The following is a 20014-nucleotide window of genomic DNA, read 5'->3' on the forward strand; positions in this document are numbered from 1 at the left end:
GCTCACAGCAGGATGATCGCAATGCAGGCGCAGACTCGCTGCGCCCGCTGAAAGGTGCGATACGTTATAACAAAAGTCGCTGCCTCTCCAGATGCGAATCAACCACGATAGTCCCCGGCGTAAAAGGGCTGAATGCTTCAGCCCTGCTCGCAGTTAACCATCCACGATACGCCGAAGCGGTCGGTGAGCATGCCGAAGCGCTCGGCCCAGAAGGTTTTCTCCAGCGGCATGATCACCGTGCCGCCCTCGGCCAGTGCGGCGAACAGCTTTTCGCTTTCATCCACGCTGGTCGGATGCAGGGAAACCGAGCAACCCTTGATGCCTTCGTACGGCCCGCCACCACAGGTGTCGGGCAAGGAGTCGGAGGCCATCAGCACACCATCGCCGAGGTTCAGGCAGGCGTGCATGATCCGCTCGCGGTACTCGGCGGGAAACTGCTCGGCATCCGGCGCCTGGGCAAAGGTCATCATTTCCAGCGTGCCGCCCAGCACATCCTTGTAGAAGGTGAACGCTTCGCGGGTGGTGCCGTCGAGGGTGAGGTAGGTGGTGATCTTCATTGCTTGCTCCTTGCGGTCATTGATTGAGTTGCGCGCGCAGGCGGTCTTCCTGCTCGCGCAGTTCGGGGGTGAACTCGGCGCCGAAGTCTTCCGCTTCGAATATCTGGCGAATCTCGATTTCCGAATCGCCGATGGCCGACTGCGGGCAACGCTTGACCCAGTCGACGGCCTCCTGCAACGAGGCGGTCTGGAACAGCCAGTAGCCGGCGATCAGCTCGCGGGTTTCGGCGAACGGGCCGTCGACCACACTGCACTGGCCGTCGCTGAAACGGACACGCGCGCCCTTGCGGCTTGGCTGCAGGCCCTCGCCGCCGAGCAGCACGCCGGCATTGGCCAGGTCTTCGTTGTAGCGGCCCATCGCCGTGAGAACGTCCTCGCTGGGCATCTCGCCGGCTTCGGTTTGTGGGGTGGCCTTGATCATCACCATGAAACGCATCGGTGGACTCCTTCAGTGGAATGGAAAGAGCCTAGACGGGCATACGGCAATTTCCGCCGGCTCCGATCATTGGTCGAACGGGCGCGGAAGGAATCGACAGGTCTTTGAGAAATTCTTTGCTCAGGGCAGTGGATAGGTCAGCAGAAGCAGATGCAGGCTGTTGACCGCACCGTGCAGAAACACCGCGACCCACAGGCGGTCACCGGAGTAATGGAAGGCCAGGCCGTAGCCCAGACCGGCCAGCGTGGCGAGCCCGGCGAAACCGAAGCCTGCCGGCAGGTGCGCGGCGCCGAACAGGGCAGTCGCCAGGCCGATGCCGGCGACCGCACCGAAGCGTCCGACCAGTGCACGCTGCAGCAGGCCGCGAAAGATCAGCTCTTCGGCCAGGCAGGTGATGCCCAGGTTGATCAGCAGCCAGGGCAGGAACAGCGCCGGCCCTTTCGGTTGCCAGCCCAGCACGCCAGAGGCCAGCGCCAGCAGCGGGACGAGAATCAGGCAGGCGCCTGACGCAAGCAGGGTGAGTCTGATCGAGCGCCAATCCGTTCGTGGCTGGCCCAGCCACCAGGCCAGCAGCAGTGCCGCGACCATCGCCTTGCCCGGGCTGATGCGCAATTGCCAGGCCGAGGCTCCGCCCAGATCCTGCGGTGGGCCGAGCGGCAGCGGGCTGAAGCCGGGCAGCAGATGTGCGGCGAGCAACAGGGCGCCGAGCAGCGTACCGAACAGCCACGGCGAGTAGGGGATGTGCGGCTGAGCGACAAGCCAGCCAGCGAATAGCAGAACGGCCAGCGCGCCAACCGGCTCGATCATGCCGAGGGCCAGGCCGAGCGATAGCGCGACGACCGGAATGCAGTAGTGCAGCCTGCGAATCACACTATTGCAGCCGATAACGCGCGAGCTCCTTTGGCGTGAGCACGCGCATGCGCCACGGTTCGATCAGCTGCATGTCGTCCGCCAGCCGCGTATTGACGCCCATGTCCCGGAAGTAGATGCGTGGTGCGCGGTGTGGTCGCTGGCTGATGGACTGCGCCGACTCGCCATTGGCCACGTACGGCCGATGCAGGCCGACATAGCCGCGCACGGTGCGCTGTCGTCCCGCCGCCAGCAGATAGATGCAGCTGCCCTGGCAGACCGCGGTCGCCGGCACCAGGGCGTCGAAGCCCGTCTCGCGCAGCAGATAGCCCATGCGCATGGCTTCCGCTGCGCTGCCGCCGATGTTGTCGAGGATCAGCAGCTTGCGCGCGTGTTTGCCAGGGTGGGCCATGATGCCCTTGAGCAGCGCCTCGTAGTCACCCGGCGCAATCTGTTCGGTAACGCGTGCGACCAGCACCAGGCCCTGATCTTCATGTTCCAGCGGCAGCACCTCGACCTTGGCGTGGGCAGTGCAGGCGAACAGCGCCAGTGCGCAGAGGGTGACGAAGCGAAGCATCGAGCGGGCAGTCCTGAAATGGGAGGTGGCGAAGATACCCGCAGCGCCGGCTTTCGCCTACTGCGACCTTCGCCCCTCGCTCGGGCCTGGATTGCGTATCAGCGTGCGGCGTCTTCGGCGGACAATGCGCGAATCATCGCCGTCGTCAGATACAGCCGCGGCGCGATGCTCGACAGCTCGATGTACTCGTCTTCCGAGTGCAGCCCGGCACCGACCACACCCATGGTTTCCAGCACGGCCGGCTTGTCGCTGTCCGGCACATAGGCGTAACCGGCATCGGTGCCGAAGCGCATGGCGATCGGCTCGATACGCTGGTCGATCTCGCCATACAGGCGCTGTGCGGTTTCGGCCAGGCGCTCCGATGCCGGATTCTTCGCCAGCGGTGGGCGGCCCTTGTCGACGCGCAGCTCGACGCGGGTTTCGTCGATCAGCTTGTTCTCGATGATCTTCTGCGCATCGGCGAGCACGCGTTCGGTCTCGCTGATATCGGAGTAGCGCATGTCTGCTTCGGCGGTCGCCTTGTTCGGGATGATGTTGCGCTTCTCACCGCCGGCGATCATGGTCCAGCTGACCGTGGTGCCCTTGTCCGGGTCGCCCAGGTCCTTGAGCTGCACCAGCTGGTGCGCCAGTTCCAGCACGGCGTTGCGACCCTCCTCAGGTGCGGAACCGGCGTGGGAGGATTTGCCGTTCACCTCCAGCATCACCGCATTGATGCCATTGGTGGCGGTGGTCACCGCATCGCGATCCGGCGGCTCGTAGGAGAAGACGTAATCATGCTTGCGGGCCAGTTCGGCGATGATCTTCTTCGAGCCCGCCGAGCCCATTTCCTCATCCGGGTTGAACAGTACGGTGATCGTGCCGTAGGCGTCGAACTGCTGCGCCTTGAGCAGCTCCAGCGCATGCAGGATCATCGCCACGCCACCCTTGGCATCGGCCACGCCGGGGCCGTAGGCGCGCTTCTCGTCCATGCGGAACGGGCTCTCCGCGGCGGTGCCTTCGGCGAACACCGTGTCGTAATGCACCATCAGCAGGAAGTCCTTGTCGCCGCTGCCCTTGAGGGTGCCGACGATGTTGTCGCCGGCCGATGGTGCGGCCGGGCTGGTGCTGACCTCGGCACCCAGTGCCTGCAGGCGCTCGACCAGCATCTGGCTGACCGTGGCCAGACCCTCGGCCTGGCCGGTGCCGGTATCCACCGCCACCAGCTGCTTCACGGTTGCGATATAGGCGCTCTGTTCGGCCTTGGCCTGTTCGAGCAGCTCGGCAGGTTTGATTTCGGCGGCCATGGCGGACAGCGATGAAAGGCAAAGCGCGACTGCAGCAGCAATCGGGGCGACGGCGCGTACGTGCATCGGAATAACCTCGGATCGCGGGGGTGATGAGCTTGAGAGCGCGGCCAGGCCCGCAACGTTCCGAAGCATCGCCGCACGGGTCGCAGCCGCGCGGAGAATGCTAATGTCTGCCTTTTCCACTTGCCGGAGAACTCCAGGTGTCCCTGACCACGCCCTACGATCCGCAGAACATCTTCGCCCAGATCATTCGCGGCGATGCGCCCTGCTACAAACTCTACGAGGATGACGACGTACTGGCCTTCCTCGACCTGTTCCCGCAGTCCTTCGGCCATACGCTGGTGATTCCCAAGCGCTCGGCGGCCTGCAACATCCTCGATGTGGATACCGACGCGCTGGCCAAGGTCATGGCCCTGGTGCAGAAGCTCACCCGGGTGATCGTCGACGAGCTGCAGCCGGATGGTGTGCAGGTCGCGCAGTTCAATGGTGCGCCGGCGGGGCAGACGGTGTTCCACATCCACGTGCATATCGTGCCGCGCTACTCGGGCGAGGGGCTCGGCATTCATGCCGCCCGCAAGGCCGATCCAGCCGATCTGGAAAAGCTCCAGGCGCGCTTGCAGCAGCGGATCGCCGCGCAGGGCTGAGCCAGGCCGCGATGTCGTGGCGGGGTCAAGCCCGCTGCGACCATCGCAGCAGCCAACAGGCACCAAAGTACAATTCGTGCCCGGCAGGGGGCTTCATACCCTGCGGGCATGATGCTTTCATTGCCCTTCCTCACCCCGTTCGTTCTGCGCGCTCGCCGCGCGCTGTTGGCGCTTGTATTGCTGCCCCTGTGGGCACAGGCGCAGGAGCTGCCGGTGCTGACCCTCAGCGTGCTGCAGTTCGGCACGCCGCACTGGGAGCTTGAGCATCTCAAGCGTCAGGGGCTGGACCGCGCCAACGGTTTCGAGCTGAAGGTGCGACTGGTGGCCGATGTGCCGGCCTCGCGACTGGCATTGACCAGCGGCAGCGTCGACGGCGCGGTGAGCGATCTGCTCTGGGCGCAGGCGCGTTACCAGGCCGGCACGGCTTATCGCTACGTACCTTTCTCCTCCCAGATTGGTGAGGTGCTGGTGCCCGAAGGCAGCGCCATCCGCACGCTGGCCGACCTGCGCGGCAAGCGCATCGGCGTCGCTGGCGGGCCGGACGGGCTGGGCTGGCAGTTGCTGCAGCATGCCGCGGCCCAGGACGGAATCGATCTGTCCAAACGGGCGACTGTTCAGTACGCCGCACCGCCACTGCTCAGCCAGGCGCTGCGCCGCGGTCAGGTGGATGCGCTGCTGACCTTCTGGCATTTCTCCGCGCGCATGCGTGGCGAGGGTGGTGTGCAGGTGGCGTTCAGTCTCGATGATCTGCTCCGATCATTGGAGCTTGATCCCCACCTGCCGGTGCTCGGCTATCTGTTCTCCGAATCCTGGGCCGTCGAGCATGAGGCGCTGCTGCAGCGTTTCGCCATGGCGTTGGGCCAGACCAAGCACGAGCTCGCCAGCGAGCCGGCGCACTGGCAGGCGCTGCGGTCGCTGATGCGTGCCGACGAGGATGGCGTGTTCGCCGCGCTGCGTGACAGTTTCCTCGCCGGCATTCCGCAGCCGCTGGATGAGCGGCGTATCGCCGACCTGCAACGACTGTTGACCCTCACCGGCGCCGATCCGGCGAAACTGATGCCGGCCGCGTCATTCCAGAGCACGCCATGAACGGCTCGCGCTGGGCCTGCTGGATCGCCCTGCCATGCGCGGTGGCACTCTGGACGCTGATTGCGCTGGTCGTGCAGACGCCGCTGCTGCCGAGTCCGGCCGCCGTGCTCGACACCTTCTGGCGGGCCACGCAGAGCGGTGAACTGCCCGAACATCTGCTGGTTACCCTGCGTCGCGTGCTGTTCGCCTTCGTGCTGGCGATGGCACTGGGCACGCTGCTAGGCGTGTGGATGGGCCGCTCGCGGCTGGCCAATGCCGTGCTCGATCCGCTGCTGGTGCTGTTTCTCAACCTGCCGGCGCTGGTCACCATCATCCTGCTCTACGTCTGGTTCGGTCTGGTCGAAGCTGCGGCGGTACTGGCGGTGGTGATCAACAAGGTGCCGAACGTGGCCGTCACCGTGCGCGAGGGCGCACGCAGTATCGATCCCAAGCTGGAACAGATGGCGCTGGTCTACCGTTTCACGCGCTGGCAGCGGATCAGGCATGTCTGGCTGCCGCAGCTGTTTCCCTACCTGATGGCCGCCACTCGCGGCGGGCTGGCGCTGATCTGGAAGATCGTGCTGGTGGTCGAGCTGCTCGGTCGCTCGGATGGCATCGGCTTTCAGCTGCATATGGCCTTTCAGGTGTTCGACGTGGCGAGCATCCTCGCCTACAGCCTGGCCTTCATCGCCGTGGTCCAGCTGATCGAACTGGCGCTGTTGCAGCCGCTGGAGCGTCGCGCATCGTCCTGGCGCGAAGCGGGTGTGCGCCATGCTTGAGCTGCGCCTGGATGGCCGTCACCCCGTGCTGGGCGTGATCGATGCGCAGGTGCGCGAAGGCGATCGCATCTGTCTGCTCGGGCCGTCCGGTGTCGGCAAGACGACGCTGCTCAACGGCATTGCCGGGCTCGATCCGCAGCTGCGGCCGATGATCGAGCAGCGCGCCGGCTTGCGCGTCGGCTACCTGTTTCAGGAGCATCGCCTGTTGCCCTGGCGCACGGTGCGACAGAACCTGGCGCTGGTCGGCGCGAGCGCGGCGGACATCGAGCGGCTGCTGGCCGAGGTCGGGCTGAGTGGCGCGGCCGATAGCCTGCCGGATCAGCTCTCGCTGGGCATGGCGCGCAGGGCGGCACTGGCGCGCTGCCTGGCGATCAAGCCGGATCTGTTGCTGCTCGACGAACCCTTCGCCTCGCTGGATGCCGAGCGCGCCGCCGAACTGCGCGGCCTGATCGCCCGCCTGCTGGATCAGCACCCGGCCATGGCGATGATCTGCGTGACCCACGATCCGCGCGATGCCGACGATCTGGCCAACTGCCTGTGGTACCTGAGCGGCGTCCCGGCGACATTGCGCTGCGATGAGCCGCTCGGCAGCGCCGCCAGCCTCAGTCAGCTCAGCGAGCGCCGCGCCTGAGCGGCATTCAGCCGGCCAGCAGCTGCGTCAGCGCGTGTAGCGCCAGACCGACCAGCCCGCCGACCAGCGTGCCGTTGATGCGGATGTACTGCAGGTCCTTGCCGACGCTCTGTTCCAGCTGCTCGACCAGCTCGCGGCTTTCCCAGTTCTCCACGCGCTGCGCGATATAGGCGCCGATCTGCCCGCGATAGCGCTCCAGCAGGCCGGGCGCGGCGGCCAGCAGTTGCTCGTTGATCCAGTTGCGCATGGATTCGTCCGCCGCCAGGCCGTCGCCGAGGCCGCGGCAGAGGCTGACGATGCGTCGGCCGATGCGTGAATCGTCACTGGCCAGGTCGCTCTCCAGCCAGGCGGTGAGTTCCTGCCAGAGGTTGCCGAAATAGGCGCTGGTAGCCGGGTGCTCCAAGAGCTGCGCGAGGATGCGCTCGACCTCCAGGGCGTATTGCGGGTCCTGCTCCAGGCGCTCGATGTATTCGCTGACGTGTTCGTCGAAACGCTGGCGGATCAGATGCTCGGGGTCGGCGGCGATCTCGGCGATCAATGCGGACAGGCCATCGACGAACTTGTTCGCCGACCAGCCGCTCACCGGCCGGCTCAGGCCGAGATAGCGCAGGGTGCGGATTTCCCGGCTGATGGCGTCGGCGACCAGCGCGCGGGTTTCCTCATCCTGCATGATCGAATCGAGGCGGATCAGCAACTCGTCGAGCATCGCCTGATGCCGGCCCTGGCTGGTCAGCACGCGCAAGGCCTGGGCCAGCGGGGCGGAGAGGTCGAACCTGCGCAGTCGCGTGGTCACCTTGGCCTCGACGAAGGCGCGCACGCGCTCGTCATGCAGCGCGGCGATGCCGAAATGTGCAACGCCGGTGAGCCTGCGGCCGACCGCCTCGGCATTGCTCGGATGGCGTAGCCAGCCGGCCAGGCGCGAGGCGATGTCGAGTTCCTGCAGCTTGGCGAGCACCAGCGGCGTGGCGAGGAAATGCGTGGTGATGAAGCTGGACAGGTTCTGACCGATGCGTGCCTTGCTGCGCGGGATGATCGCCGTGTGCGGGATCGGCAGACCCAGCGGGTGGCGGAACAGCGCGGTGACGGCGAACCAGTCGGCGATCGCGCCGATCATGGCGGCTTCGGCGAACGAGGCGACGTAGCCCCAGGCCGAATGGCTGGCTTCGAAGCGTGTCGCGACGATGTAGAGCAGGGCGGCCAGTAGCAACAGAAGGCCGGCGACCAGCTTCATGCGCGAAACCGGTGACTGCCAGGCGCTGATCATGGAACGCATGCAGGTCCTCGTCGTGTGGGCGAATGGAATCTCTAGGGGGTAGACAGCGAAGCAGGGCGATGAGGTCGGCGCTTGAATGAAACGCATGATGATGCGGATCGTCAGGCGGTTGGGCTAGCTGGGCTGAAACTTGCCTGCAGGATGGATTCGTACGGCAGCCTGGACCAGGCCGGTGCCGCTGCTTGAGACGGCACGGCTGCGCCGAGGTCCACCCGACGGACTCTGCTGAATCGCCGGGTGGATGTCGCTTCGCGCATCCACCGGAACACGCCCGGTGGATGTAATCGCCGGAGGTGGATCAGACCTCGTCGTCCTCTTCCTCGCGGATCAGCACGTACTGGCCTTCGGCATCGTTCAGGCAGTCCCAGACGTAGAACATCGATACCTGGCCCGGGCTTTCCGTGACGGCGGCGTAGTCGCCGGGCACGGCAGTGAAGTAGACGCCGGAGTCGGGCGCTGCCTGGCAGGCGATGCGGGCGACGACGAAGGCTTCCGGCGCGGTGCCGTCGAAGTAGTCGTCACGGTCCTTGGCATCCCATTCGGCTGGCGCTTCAAAGGGGCCGCTGATGACGATGCGCGCGTCACCAAGATCCTGCTCTTCCGCTTCCTCGTCGTATTCGTCGGGGCGGTACAGGGTGCATTCCAGGGCTTCCGGGTTTTCGAGAATGGCCGCGCGGGATTGTGGGGTGAGTGTCTGCATGGAATCTCCGACTGCGGTTGGGTGTGAGGGGGCAGTGTGGTGGAGCGGCTCGGGCAGTGCAATCGGTTGCATGGTCGCGCCCGCCGATAGTGGCACGGGATCGGTCGGGCAATCCTGCGGCGGCGCCACGGCAACCTTCGGACCGCCGGTGCCGTGCGGTTCGAACGTCGCGTGGTTTGTCGCCTCCAATCGATATCAGTCATCCACCCGCGACAGCCGAGGCAACCATGAAGGCAGATGACCAGCAGGCAGGCGATGAGCCTGATGTGACCATGACCGATGGAGGCGAAAAGAACGCCGGCGAAGACCCGGACTACGACGACCAGCCTTCGCCGCTGGACGATCCTGACGAGCCTGAGACGTTGCCGGACGATCCGGACATCCAGGGAGAAGACGGTTCCGGCGAGCCGAGCTGACCCATCCGCCCACGACAATCGCCGCCCCAGAGGAGTCACCATGAACATTTATCAGGTCAGGCCCACCGAAATGGGCTGGGAGCTGGAAGACCAGCAAACCCAGAAAACCGTGCTGCGAACCCTCACCAAGGACGAGATGTACAGCGCGCTGGATGCCTACATGGACGGCCGCGCCGCGTCGGTCGAGGTATTCGGTCGCGATGGCGAGCTGGAGGAGGCGCGTCCCTATCCGGGGAGCCATCACCTGTAGACATAGCCGCCTGTTTGGTAAGTTCAGTCGGGCAATTTCGGCGCCCATGGCCCCGATACTGTGTTGCTGCTCCTTGCCATAGCCCGCTATGACTCGCCGCAGCGCCTTATCTCGGAGCCCTGTTCATCCGAACTTGCCTCAACCAACTCACTACACAGGCCACTAGGGCAATTTCCTTCAATACCATGCCCTGTCGGGCCCATAGCCTGCCCACCATCTTCCACTGGTAAGCAGAGTACTCATGGACCCCTATCTCTCGATGGCTGCGTTCGCCCTGGCCTCGTCGATTACTCCTGGCCCGGTCAACCTGGTCGCGCTCAACTGTGGCGCGCGTTTCGGCTTTCGCGCCAGTGCTCGGCACATCACCGGTGCAACTGTAGGTTTCACCCTGTTGCTGCTGCTGATCGGCCTCGGGCTTTACGAGCTGCTCGAGCGGGCGCCGATTCTGATGCGTGGCATCCAGTGGGGCGGGGTCGCCTTCCTGCTCTACATGGCCTGGAGGCTTGCAGTCGATGATGGCCGTCCGGAACCCGCTGCGGCCGGCAATGGCCCGTCGCTGCTCGACGGCGCGCTGATGCAATGGCTCAATCCAAAGGCCTGGCTGGCGTCAGTGGCGGGCATGGGGCTGTTCGCGGCGAATGGCGATGTGCTGCGGGTCTGGCTGTTCGCCGGCCTGTATTTCGTCATCTGTTATGGCTCGATTGCCTGCTGGGCCGGAGCTGGCGCCTTTCTCAGCCGCTACCTGCAGGAGCCGGGGCGGGTGCGCTGGCTCAATCGAGCGATGGCACTGTTGCTGGCAGGCAGTGCGTTCTATCTAGTGGCGGGCTGAGCCCGGCGCGATGCGATCCCGGTACTGCCCGGGCGTCGCCGCCAGCTGACGTTTGAAGGTGCGCTGGAAGTGCGCCTGGTCCGCAAAACCGGCGGCCAGTGCTACCTCGGCGAGGTCATGACCCTGGCGCAGCCAGTGCTGGCTGCGCTGGATGCGACGGTTGAGCAGATAGGCATGCGGGGTCATGCCGTAGTGCTGCCTGAAGGTGCGGATCAGATAGGACGGCGACAGCGCGGCTGCCTGGCAGATGTCTTCCAGGCGCAGCGCCTGGGTACAGTGTTCGGCAATGTAGTCGGCCGCCCGTCGCAGCTGTTCGACGGGCTCAGCGCCCGGGCTGGCGGCTGCCGGGGCAAGGGTCTGCTGCAGCAGCGTGAAGTACTCGACCGCCGTGCTCTGCCGCTGCAGCGTGCCCGCCTGCGGGTCGAGCAGGGTCGCGTACAGCCTGGTCAACCCGGTGAACAACGCCGGGTCGAGGCTCTGGATCGGCGTGTAGGGAATGAAGCAGCCGTCGGTGCTGACGCCCAGTTCATGCTGCAGCGCGCCCAGCCAGCGCGTGTCGACGTAGAACATCAGGTACGACCAGGGTTGGCCGTCGATGGGGTTGCAGGCATGCACCGTTTGCGGATTGATGATCACCACGGCGCCGCGGGCGATCCGCTGGCGTGCCGTGCCGTTGAAGTAGGTGCTGGCGCCGGCGGTGATCGCGCCGATGGAAAAGGTCTCGTGACAGTGCGGCGCATAGCAGACCCTGCGCCCATCGGCGACCGCCCGCGCCTCGAGGAAGGGTAGGGCGGCGTCGCGCCAGAAGCGTGGCTGGCTGTCGTCCGGATTGTTCACGTTGTGCCTGCCGTCATCGATACGAAACTGTAGTCAGACTCTAGCAATCATTCGGCGCTCTGGCATGCTCGACGACCAGGTTCGCCATTTCAGTCCCGGCCAAGGAGTTTCCATGCGTCTGACCCTCGCTTTCACTGCACTGCTGTCGCTGGCTGGCTGTTCATCCTGGCAGCCCGATGCCGAGGACATCGAACCGGTGCCGGCCGAGCGGGTGCTGGCCTACCAACAGCCCCTGGAGAACGCCGGTGAGGTGGTGGTGACGCGGGATTTCGGCTTGCGTGGCGGCGGCTGCTACATCGCCGTGCTGATCGATCGTGAGCTGGCTGCGCGCATCCACGTCGGCGAGGTGGTACGTTTTCAGGTGCCGGCCGGTGCGCGGATCGTCAGCATCGGCACCGATCCGCTGGACGACACGCTGTGTGGCAAGCTCAGCCTGCGCCGCGAGAAACTGGCGCAGGTGCAGGCGGGGCAGACGCTGGAATATCGCGTCATCAGCGACAACCGCATCGGCTTCGATATCGTGCCGGTCGAGCCCTGATGCGGCGGATTACTTGATCACCGTCCGCGCAGTCTTCAGATAGTCCGCGCCGTAGCTGCTGACTTCGTCGGCGCTCTCGGCTTCCGAGGCGATGTGGATTTCCTCCAGGGTATCGTTCAGCCCGTCCATTTCCTCGACGATTTTCTCCAGCGCCGCTTTCAGCGTGTAGGTCAGTTCGTGGATCTGCGCCATGTTCTCCGGTGTCTGCTCCTGCGCCAGGGCCTGGTCGAGGCGGGTGTTGTATTCGGAGAATTGCTTCACCGCCTCGGCCAAGTTGCTAGGTGGCGGTGCCTCGGCGAAGGCATGGTTGGCGACGATGGTGGTCAGCGCCAGAGCGGCGGTCCGGATAAGCGTTTTCACGACAGGTCCCTTGCTGAATTTGGTCGGCCGCGAAGGTATCACCTGCGGGTACTGACGCTGTGTAGTAGCGCACAGTCTGCGCTGCGTCATTAGTCGCATGCCGCGTCGCACGGCAGGGCTGGCCCGGGAAATTCATCGGCGGTGCAGACCTCATCACTGTCGCTCCTGCAAGGCCGCAGCCGCTGCTGAGTTGAACTGTCCGACCGCTCTGGCACGCACCTTGCGATGATTTTTCATTAAAGGGCGACCATGCTTGGCCGATATGATCTCGCGTGCTGGCATTCCGCCTGTGCTCGGCAGGCGTCTGTAGACCCAACAACAAGATCACGCTCCCGCTTCCTCTTCCGCGATTCGCGTCCTGCAACAGGACCACTCGGCACGTCCCACGCCCGACGCGCCGGTTCGACCGTTATGCCTCACTTTTGCCAATTTGCCGCTCCTCACGAACGGCACGCCATATGGAAAAGAACGAATGATGCAGCAACTGACAATCCGTGCCCGCCTGCTGATTCTGGTCGGGGCCATGCTTGCGGCCTGCCTGGTGATCGGGCTGACCGGGCTCAATGCCCAGCAGCGCAGCGTGGCCGGGCTCAACACCGTGTACCTGGACCGCGTCGTGCCGCTGCGTGACCTCAAGCTGATCGTCGACCTGTACGCGGTGAAGATCGTCGATGCGACGCACAAGGCCCGCAGCGGCATGCTCAGCTATCCGCAGGCGCGTGACGAGGTGCGCAACGCCCGCGCCGAGATCAACCGGCTCTGGCTGGCATACCTGAACACCCACTTGGTCGATGCCGAGCGGCAGCTTGCCTCGCGGATCGAGACGCTGATGAAGGCCACGGAGGAACCCTTCGACGCCCTCGAGCGCACGCTGGACCGGCACAGCGAGAAACGTCTGGCGGCGTTCGTCATCAACGACCTGTATCCGCTGGTCGATCCCATCTCCGAGGGCTTCTCCCAGCTGATCGAGCTGCAACTGGGCGAGGCCAAGGCCGAGTACGAACAGGCGCAGGCGCTCTATCAGCGCAACCGCCTGCTGAACATCGGCCTGTTGCTGGCGCTGCTGGTGGGCGGCGGCCTGTTCGCCATGGTGATGCTGCGCAGCATCAGCCGGCCGCTGGAGGAGTTGAAGCAGGCCGCGGCCGCAGTGGCTGCGGGTGATTTGAGTCGCACCATCGAGTGTCGCGGCAAGGACGAAATCACCGAGGTGCAGCAGTCGATCCGTCAGATGCAGCGCACCCTGCGCGATACGCTGCAGGACATCCAGGGCTCGGCGACCCAGCTGGCGTCGGCTGCCGAGGAGCTGCACGCGGTCACCCAGCACACCGCCCAAGGCATCCATCAGCAGAACGAGGAAGTGCAGATGGCCGCCACCGCGGTCACCGAGATGTCCGCCGCGGTGGACGAAGTGGCCGGCAACGCCAACCGCACCTCCGATGCTTCGCGCGATGCCGAGACGGTCGCCGACGACGGCCGCCGCCAGGTGACTGCCACGCGGCAGACCATCGACCAGCTGAGCGACAAGCTGCAGCAGACCGCGGCCACCGTGACCCACCTGGCCCAAGAGGCTGCGAGCATCGGGCAGGTGGTGGATGTGATTCGCGCGATCGCCGACCAGACCAATCTGCTCGCGCTCAACGCCGCCATCGAGGCCGCGCGGGCCGGCGAGGCTGGACGTGGATTCGCGGTGGTCGCCGACGAGGTGCGTAACCTCGCGCAGCGCACGCAGAGCTCGACCCAGGAGATTGAACGCATGATCGGCGCGATCCAGAGCGCTACCGAGCAATCGGTGCGCGACATGCAGCAGAGCAGTGAATTCGCTACGCGCAGCCAGACCATGGCCGGCGAAGCGGATCAGGCGCTGGGGCTGATCGCCGAGCGCGTCGGGCAGATCAACGAGATGAACCTGGTGATCGCCAGCGCCGCCGAGGAGCAGGCACAGGTCGCGCGGGAGGTGGATCGCAACCTGGTGGCCATCCGTGACATCTCAGAGCAGAGCGCCACCGGCGCGCAGCAGACCTCGGTGGCCAGCGACGAGCTGGCGCGCCTGGCGACGCAGCTCAACCAGCTGGTCGGGCGCTTCCGTCTGTAAGCGAAGAGGGATGGGCTGACGCGGTCGGGACATGCATTGTGGCAATCCGACCGCGAACCCGGCTGCACGAATGCATTCCTATGTACGGAGTTTCCCGATTCGTACCGAACAGGAGTCGCGCGTGAAAACAGCCGTGTCCGCCCTGGCGCTTGCCGCCGGTCTAACCCTGAGCCTGCCGCTGCTGGCCGAAAGCCGAACCGCCTACGGCCCGCAGCTGGAAGGCTTCAGCTATCCGCATCCGCTCAAGCATTACCGTTTCGAGTCCCAGGGCAAGGCGCTGGAAATGGCCTTCATGGACGTCGAGCCGCAGGGCAAGGCGAACGGCCGCACGGCGCTGTTGCTGCATGGCAAGAACTTCTGCGGGGCGACCTGGGAGCGCACCATCGAGGTGCTCAGCCAGGCCGGTTACCGGGTCATCGCTCCCGATCAGGTCGGTTTCTGCAGCTCGAGCAAGCCCGAGGGTTACCAGTTCAGCTTCGCCCAGTTGGCGCACAACACCCAGGCGCTGCTGGAGCAGGAAGACATCGAGCAGGTTACCGTGATCGGCCATTCCATGGGCGGCATGCTGGCCGCGCGACTGGCGCTGAACTACCCACAGCGGGTCGAGCAGCTGGTGCTGGTCAACCCCATCGGTCTGGAAGACTGGCAGGCTGAAGGCGTGCCGTACGCCTCGATCGATCAGCTCTATCAGTCGGAACTCAAAACCAACTTCGACAGCATCAAGGCCTACCAGCAGAAGTTCTACTACAACGGCAGCTGGAAGCCGGAGTACGAGCGTTGGGTCGGCATGCTCGCCGGAATGTATGCCGGGGACGGCAAGGAACAGGTCGCCTGGAACCAGGCACAGACCTCGGAGATGGTTTTTACCCAGCCGGTGATCCATGAGTTTTCGCGGATCAGGACGCCGACCTTGCTGCTGATCGGCGGGCTGGATCGCACCGCGCCGGGCGCCAACCGTGCGCCGGAGGATGTCGCCAAGCGCCTGGGCAACTATCCCGAGCTGGGTCGCCAGGCTGCCGCGATGATTCCGGATGCGACGCTGGTGGCCTTCCCTGATCTTGGGCATTCACCGCAGGTCGAGGCACCAGAAGAATTCCACCGTGCGCTGCTCGAGAGGCTGGAGGCGCAGCGCTAATACGTGTCAGCCGCGCTCCGCTGCTTTCACCAGGGGCGGCTGCGCGGCACCTAGGCGTTGCCCGCCCGATTCCAGCAGCGCCTGCAGCGCTCGGCCATAGGCGCCGAGCGCCACGCGCAGGCTGTTGTTGTGCGTGGCGCCCTCGACCAGCAGCAATTGCTTGGGCTGGCGCGCAGCCTGATACAGCTGCTCGCTGAAGCGCGGCGGCACATAGCGGTCATCAGTGCCGTGCACCACCAGCAGTGGCATGCCGATCTGGTCGATCTTCTCCAGCGAATCGAACTTCTGCGACAGCAGCCAGCGCACCGGCAGCGAGGTGTCGGACACGGCTGTCGCCACGTCGGCCAGCGAGGTGAAGGTCGACTCGATGATCAGCGCGCGCGCCTCGGCCGGTACGCTGTCGCGCTCGGCCTGCTGCCCGAGTTCGGCGGCCAGGTCGACGGCCACCGCGCCGCCGAGGGAATGCCCGTAGATGAAGCGCTTGCTGGGATCCGGCTGGAATTCCTTCAGGCGTTCCCAGCCGATGCGCGCATCGGCATACACGCTGCGCTCCGACGGCAGGTCGCCAAGGCTCTGGGCGAAGCCGCGGTAGTCGATGGCCAGCACCGAGAAGCCCAGCGCGCGCAGCTGTTCCAGACGAAAAAGGTGGCCGGTGAGGTTCCAGCGCACGCCGTGCAGGTAGAGCAGGGCGGGTGCATCGGCGTTGGCGGCCGGCCACCACCAGGCATGAATGTTCTGCTCGTCACCGAACGCGGAATCGGTCAGCTGCAGCTCCTCGACGCCACGCGGCAGGCCGCTGAACCAGGACGCGGTGCCCGGTTCGATACGGAACACCAGCTCGCGCTCTTTCTGTTCGAGCACCGAACAGCCGACCGGAAGACCGACGGTGAACAGGGTAATCAGCAGCAGGCAGAGCCGCCGGGCTTTGCTGCGGAACAGGAAGAAATGCTGCAAGGTCAGGGTCTCGAAATCAGGAATCGTAGATAGGACCCGCTTGCCGAATGATCTGCAAGGCGGGCCATCGCTTCACTGATTACTGCATGTTGCGCGCCATTGTCGTCACGAGCGGACGGCCGGCTTCGGCCTCAGGAGCAGCAGGTCGCCTGCCCGGCATCGGCGTCCTGTACCGCGCGCTCGATCTTCCAGGCCCAGGCGAACACCAGCAGACCGCCAACGGCGGTAGCCGCGCCGATATAGCCGGTGGATGTCCAGCCGAAGCCGGCGGTGATCGCCAGCCCGCCCAGCCACGGACCAAGGGCATTGGCGATGTTGAAGGCGGCATGATTGGACGCCGCGGCGAGGGTCTGCGCATCCGCGGCGACATCCATCAGATGGGTCTGCAGCGCGGGCGACAGCGACACCATGGTGCCCACCGCGAATACCGCCGGAAAGATCGTCCACACCGAGTGCGCTGCCAGCGGGAATACCAGCAGCACCAGCGCGCTCCACAGTAGCAGCCAGGCGACCGCTTTGAAGCGCAGCCGATCGAACAGCCAGCCGCCGACCAGATTGCCGACGATGCCGCCAAGGCCGAACGCGGCGAGGGCGAACGGAATCCAGCCGGCGCTAACGCCGGTGACGTTCAGCAACGTCGGCGCCATGTAGCTGAACACACAGAACATGCCAGCGAAGCCGATCGAGCTGATCGCCAGCGCCAGCCAGACCTGTGGCCGGTTGAACGCACGGATTTCGTGCAGCGGGCTGTTGCGCGGTTCGTTGCGGTTCGGCGGCAGGAACAGCGCCACCAGCAGCACCGTCAGCAGGGCGATGGCACCAACCAGGGCGAACGCATAGCGCCAGCTCGCCCATTGTCCGAGCCAGGTGGCCAGCGGGTTGCCGATCAGGATTGCCACGGTCAGCCCCATCAGCACGCGGGCGACGGCCTGGGCGCGTTTGTCCGGCGGCACCATGGAAGCAGCCACCAGCATCGCCACGCCGAAATAGGCACCGTGGGGCAGGCCGGTGACGAAGCGAAAGATCATCAGCGTCGAGTAATCCGGCGCCAGGGCGCTGGCGAAGTTGCCCAAGGCGAAGAAACCCATCAGCAACAGCAGCAGGTGCCGGCGGAACAGCCGTGAGCCGAGGATCGCCAGTAACGGTGCGCCCACCACCACGCCCAGGGCGTAGGTGCTGATCACGTTGCCGACCTGGGGTTCGCTGATGCCCAGCCCCTCGGCCACGTTCGGCATCAGGCCCATGATGGCGAACTCACCGGTGCCGATGGCGAAGCCACCCATGGCCAGCGCCAGCTCGAGCAGCAGCACGGCGCGGGCGGAAAGGGGTGGAGTCGCTGCGGTAGCTGGCGCCGTCATGGTTACCTCGTCGCGTCGAAAAGGGGCGGCATTATTCACGCTGGTTCGCGTAGGTAAAGCCCTACCGCCAAAGAAGCAGATGCTCTGGGGGTTTGGGAGTGCTTCAGCCCGCGGGAGTTCGCCCGTCCCGGACGGAAATTCACGGGGCCTGCCGCAGCCGACAGGCCCATCCAGATGGATGGTCGACTGGCGCCGTTTTCCTGGCTCTCGTTCTTGATCGTGGTCACGGTGACCGCCCGGTCGGCTCCGTATTTTGCGCGGCAACTCCCGCGCGTCCGGTTGCCACTCTCAGTCTGGCTTTAGCCAGGCGCCGCGTCCGGAGTGACACGACGTCGAGCGGCGCCGTGCAGTGCCACGTCACGTCAGGACATGTCCCATGAAATTGCTGTTTTTCCCCGCCGAACTGTTGATGAACCGGCTCAGCTATCCGATCAAGTTCGGTGTGCTGGGGCTGCTGGTCTTCCTTGCCTTCGCCAGCCTGATGCTGACCCTCGCCGGCCAGCTCAACCGCACCATCGAGCGAGCGGAGAGCGAGCTGGTCGCCACAGCGCTGGCGCGCCCCTTGTCGAGCCTGATTGAGCTGACCCAGCAGCATCGCGGTGTGTCCGCCATGCTGCTCGGCGGCAACACGGACATGGCGGATCGGCGCTCCGCCCTGCAAACCCGTGTCGATACCGCCCTGGTGGAGATGAGCCAGGCACTGGCCGAGGACAAGCGCGTCACGCGCGAGTGGCAGGCGATCGGTCGAGACTGGGATGGCATCAAGCTGGCCGTGCAGAGCTGGTCCCAGCCGCAAAGCTATGACGCGCACACCGCGCTGATCGCCCAACTACTGGACTTCCAGACCCAGGTGGCGGACGCCTACGGCCTGACCTTCGATCCCGAGCCGCAGACCTATTACCTGATGACCACCGCGGTTAGCCGCATGCCGTTTCTGATCGAGCGGCTGGGCCGCCTGCGCGGTAGTGCGTCGGCGATACTGGCCAGGGGCGAGATGAGCGAGCCGCAACGCACTGCGCTGATTGTGCTGACCGAGCAAATCAAGTCGGCGACCCAGGACATGGAGCGCAGTATCGACAAGGTGGTTGCCGAGCGGCCGGAACTCCAGCCGCCGTTGAGCCGCGCCGTCGCCACCATGCGCGAACGTGGCCTGGTGATCGATGCGGTGGTGCAGGACATGGTGGTGCGTGCTGACTTCAGCAGCACCTCGTCAGCGCAGTTCTTCGACATGACCACCGAGGCGATCAGCATCGGCTATGCGCAGATGCGCGACGTGCTGCTGCCAAGCCTGGACGGCCTGCTCGAACAGCGTATCGAGGACGCCCGAAGGTGCTGCTCGGCAACCTGACCGTGCTGCTGGTGGTGCTGGCGGTGATCGGCTATCTCTCGGTGGGTGCCTATCTGTCGGTGGTGGCCAGCATCCGCAGCCTGCGCGCCGGCAGCGAGCGGCTCGCCGCTGGCGATCTGACAACCCATATCGATCTGGCTGCGCGCGACGAGCTGCGCTTCGTCGCCGGCAGCTTCAACGACATGGCCGACGCCATGCGCGGGCTGATCGGCAGCATCAAGAACAACTCCGACCATGTCGCCGACTCGGCGCGCAGCCTGGTTACCGCCTCGGGGCAGATCCATGTCGCCTCGCAGTGCCAGAGCGACGCCGCGTCGAGCATGGCGGCGGCGGTCGAAGAAATGACCGTCGGCATCGAGAGCATCGCGCGCAACGCGGGCGAGGCTGATGCACTGGCGCATCGCTCTGGCGAACTGTCGCGTCAGGGCGGTGAGATCGTCGCCGCGGTGGTCGATGAAATCAGCCAGATCGCCGTATCGGTGGGCGATTCGGCGCGTACTGTGGCCGAGCTGGGCGAACGCTCCGGGCAGATCTCGGCCATCGTCGGGGTGATCGGTGACATCGCCGCACAGACCAATCTGCTGGCGCTGAATGCGGCGATCGAAGCGGCGCGGGCCGGTGACCAGGGGCGCGGCTTCGCCGTGGTGGCCGATGAGGTGCGCAAGCTGGCCGAGCGTACCGCCAATTCCACCAAGGAGATCGCGCAGATGGTTGCGGCCATCCAGCAAGGCACAGAGGGCGCGGTACATGGCATGGAGCAGGGTGTGGTGCGAGTCAATGAGGGCGTCGCACGCGCGCAGCGGGCCGGCGAGGCCATGGGTGGCATTCGCGAGGCGGCCAATCAGGTGCTGTCCACCGTGGCGGAGATCTCCAATGCCTTGCGCGAGCAGAGCGCGGCGTCCGCCGAGATCGCCCAGCAGGTGACCACCATTGCGCGCATGGCCGAGGAGAACGGTGAGGCGGTAGGCAGCAATCACCACACTGCCAGCCGCCTCAGCGACCTTGCTGGCACCCTGCTGGACAACGTCAGCCGCTTCAAGGCGAGTTGAGCACGTGTGCAGCGACGGCGCCAGGTGGCGCCGTCGGCCTTAACGCCA

The 20014-nt window shown here is 65.5% G+C and carries 21 protein-coding genes and 1 pseudogene; 11 read left to right on the plus strand and 11 right to left on the minus strand.

What is annotated here, in order from left to right:
- Positions 1-137: 137 nt before the first annotated feature.
- The 5 genes from LW136_RS06550 to LW136_RS06570 all read right to left on the minus strand — a co-directional run bounded on the left by LW136_RS06550 (position 138) and on the right by LW136_RS06570 (position 3768).
- Positions 138-557, minus strand: coding sequence for a VOC family protein (locus LW136_RS06550; RefSeq protein WP_041013269.1), 420 nt, complete (start codon positions 555-557; stop codon positions 138-140).
- 16 nt (positions 558-573) lie between these two features.
- Positions 574-993, minus strand: coding sequence for a YciI family protein (locus tag LW136_RS06555; protein WP_234174780.1), 420 nt, complete (start codon positions 991-993; stop codon positions 574-576).
- A gap of 120 nt (positions 994-1113) precedes the next feature.
- Entirely contained in the window at positions 1114-1863 is a 750-nt protein-coding gene (locus LW136_RS06560) for a CPBP family intramembrane glutamic endopeptidase (protein ID WP_041013271.1), read from the minus strand.
- Position 1864: 1 nt separating this feature from the next.
- A complete protein-coding gene (locus LW136_RS06565) occupies positions 1865-2419 on the minus strand; it encodes a COG3904 family protein (RefSeq protein ID WP_041013272.1) in 555 nt (184 codons plus the stop codon).
- 98 nt (positions 2420-2517) lie between these two features.
- Positions 2518-3768 carry a M20/M25/M40 family metallo-hydrolase gene (locus tag LW136_RS06570; protein ID WP_041013273.1) on the minus strand — a complete coding sequence of 417 codons (1251 nt, stop codon included), beginning with the start codon at positions 3766-3768 and terminating at the stop codon, positions 2518-2520.
- Between the two features lie 137 nt (positions 3769-3905).
- Between LW136_RS06570 and LW136_RS06575 the strand changes: the two genes are divergently transcribed.
- The 4 genes from LW136_RS06575 to LW136_RS06590 all read left to right on the plus strand — a co-directional run bounded on the left by LW136_RS06575 (position 3906) and on the right by LW136_RS06590 (position 6827).
- Positions 3906-4349 carry an HIT family protein gene (locus LW136_RS06575; protein WP_041013274.1) on the plus strand — a complete coding sequence of 148 codons (444 nt, stop codon included), beginning with the start codon at positions 3906-3908 and terminating at the stop codon, positions 4347-4349.
- A 108-nt stretch (positions 4350-4457) separates the two neighbouring features.
- Positions 4458-5438 (plus strand): ABC transporter substrate-binding protein, encoded by a 981-nt coding sequence (locus LW136_RS06580; RefSeq protein WP_192871740.1) that lies wholly within the window; start codon positions 4458-4460, stop codon positions 5436-5438.
- On the plus strand, positions 5435-6196 hold the full coding sequence (locus LW136_RS06585; RefSeq protein ID WP_041013276.1) for an ABC transporter permease: 762 nt from the start codon (positions 5435-5437) through the stop codon (positions 6194-6196). The genes LW136_RS06580 and LW136_RS06585 overlap by 4 nt, the downstream gene beginning before the upstream one ends.
- Entirely contained in the window at positions 6189-6827 is a 639-nt protein-coding gene (locus tag LW136_RS06590) for an ABC transporter ATP-binding protein (RefSeq protein ID WP_234174781.1), read from the plus strand. Before LW136_RS06585 ends, LW136_RS06590 begins: the two co-directional genes overlap by 8 nt.
- Before the next feature lie 7 nt (positions 6828-6834).
- Here LW136_RS06590 and LW136_RS06595 read toward each other — a convergent pair whose 3' ends face one another.
- Positions 6835-8100: a DUF445 domain-containing protein gene (locus tag LW136_RS06595; RefSeq protein WP_041013277.1), complete on the minus strand. Its 1266-nt coding sequence runs from the start codon at positions 8098-8100 to the stop codon at positions 6835-6837.
- A gap of 298 nt (positions 8101-8398) precedes the next feature.
- A complete protein-coding gene (locus tag LW136_RS06600; protein WP_014821159.1) occupies positions 8399-8800 on the minus strand; it encodes a hypothetical protein in 402 nt (133 codons plus the stop codon).
- Between the two features lie 227 nt (positions 8801-9027).
- On the opposite strand from LW136_RS06600, the gene LW136_RS06605 reads away from it, so the two are divergent.
- From LW136_RS06605 to LW136_RS06615, 3 genes are all read left to right on the plus strand, one after another.
- A complete protein-coding gene (locus tag LW136_RS06605; protein WP_014821158.1) occupies positions 9028-9216 on the plus strand; it encodes a hypothetical protein in 189 nt (62 codons plus the stop codon).
- A 40-nt stretch (positions 9217-9256) separates the two neighbouring features.
- Positions 9257-9466 (plus strand): hypothetical protein, encoded by a 210-nt coding sequence (locus LW136_RS06610; protein WP_014821157.1) that lies wholly within the window; start codon positions 9257-9259, stop codon positions 9464-9466.
- A 241-nt stretch (positions 9467-9707) separates the two neighbouring features.
- On the plus strand, positions 9708-10295 hold the full coding sequence (locus LW136_RS06615) for a LysE family translocator (RefSeq protein ID WP_041013278.1): 588 nt from the start codon (positions 9708-9710) through the stop codon (positions 10293-10295).
- Here LW136_RS06615 and LW136_RS06620 read toward each other — a convergent pair.
- Positions 10281-11132 (minus strand): AraC family transcriptional regulator, encoded by an 852-nt coding sequence (locus LW136_RS06620; RefSeq protein WP_041013279.1) that lies wholly within the window; start codon positions 11130-11132, stop codon positions 10281-10283. The genes LW136_RS06615 and LW136_RS06620 overlap by 15 nt on opposite strands.
- A 112-nt stretch (positions 11133-11244) precedes the next feature.
- Here LW136_RS06620 and LW136_RS06625 point away from each other — a divergent pair, with 112 nt between their 5' ends.
- Entirely contained in the window at positions 11245-11670 is a 426-nt protein-coding gene (locus LW136_RS06625; protein ID WP_041013280.1) for a 3-isopropylmalate dehydratase, read from the plus strand.
- Positions 11671-11679: 9 nt separating this feature from the next.
- Here the strand turns inward: LW136_RS06625 and LW136_RS06630 are convergent, their stop codons facing one another.
- A complete protein-coding gene (locus tag LW136_RS06630) occupies positions 11680-12030 on the minus strand; it encodes a DUF6746 family protein (protein WP_041013281.1) in 351 nt (116 codons plus the stop codon).
- 472 nt (positions 12031-12502) lie between these two features.
- Between LW136_RS06630 and LW136_RS06635 the strand changes: the two genes are divergently transcribed.
- Positions 12503-14122 carry a methyl-accepting chemotaxis protein gene (locus LW136_RS06635; protein ID WP_041013282.1) on the plus strand — a complete coding sequence of 540 codons (1620 nt, stop codon included), beginning with the start codon at positions 12503-12505 and terminating at the stop codon, positions 14120-14122.
- 121 nt (positions 14123-14243) lie between these two features.
- Complete coding sequence (locus tag LW136_RS06640; RefSeq protein WP_041013283.1) at positions 14244-15257, plus strand: alpha/beta fold hydrolase; 1014 nt, start codon at positions 14244-14246, stop codon at positions 15255-15257.
- Positions 15258-15263: 6 nt separating this feature from the next.
- Here the strand turns inward: LW136_RS06640 and LW136_RS06645 are convergent, their stop codons facing one another.
- Both LW136_RS06645 and LW136_RS06650 read right to left on the minus strand, forming a co-directional pair.
- The gene (locus LW136_RS06645; protein WP_234174782.1) at positions 15264-16211 is read right to left on the minus strand and encodes an alpha/beta hydrolase; all 948 of its coding nucleotides are present in this window, start codon (positions 16209-16211) and stop codon (positions 15264-15266) included.
- A 131-nt stretch (positions 16212-16342) separates the two neighbouring features.
- Positions 16343-17569: an MFS transporter gene (locus LW136_RS06650; protein ID WP_041013285.1), complete on the minus strand. Its 1227-nt coding sequence runs from the start codon at positions 17567-17569 to the stop codon at positions 16343-16345.
- Positions 17570-17945: 376 nt separating this feature from the next.
- On the opposite strand from LW136_RS06650, the pseudogene LW136_RS06655 reads away from it, so the two are divergent.
- Positions 17946-19966: pseudogene (locus LW136_RS06655) on the plus strand (methyl-accepting chemotaxis protein).
- Positions 19967-20014: the final 48 nt, after the last annotated feature.

Source organism: Stutzerimonas kunmingensis (assembly GCF_021432085.1).
GTDB lineage: Bacteria > Pseudomonadota > Gammaproteobacteria > Pseudomonadales > Pseudomonadaceae > Stutzerimonas.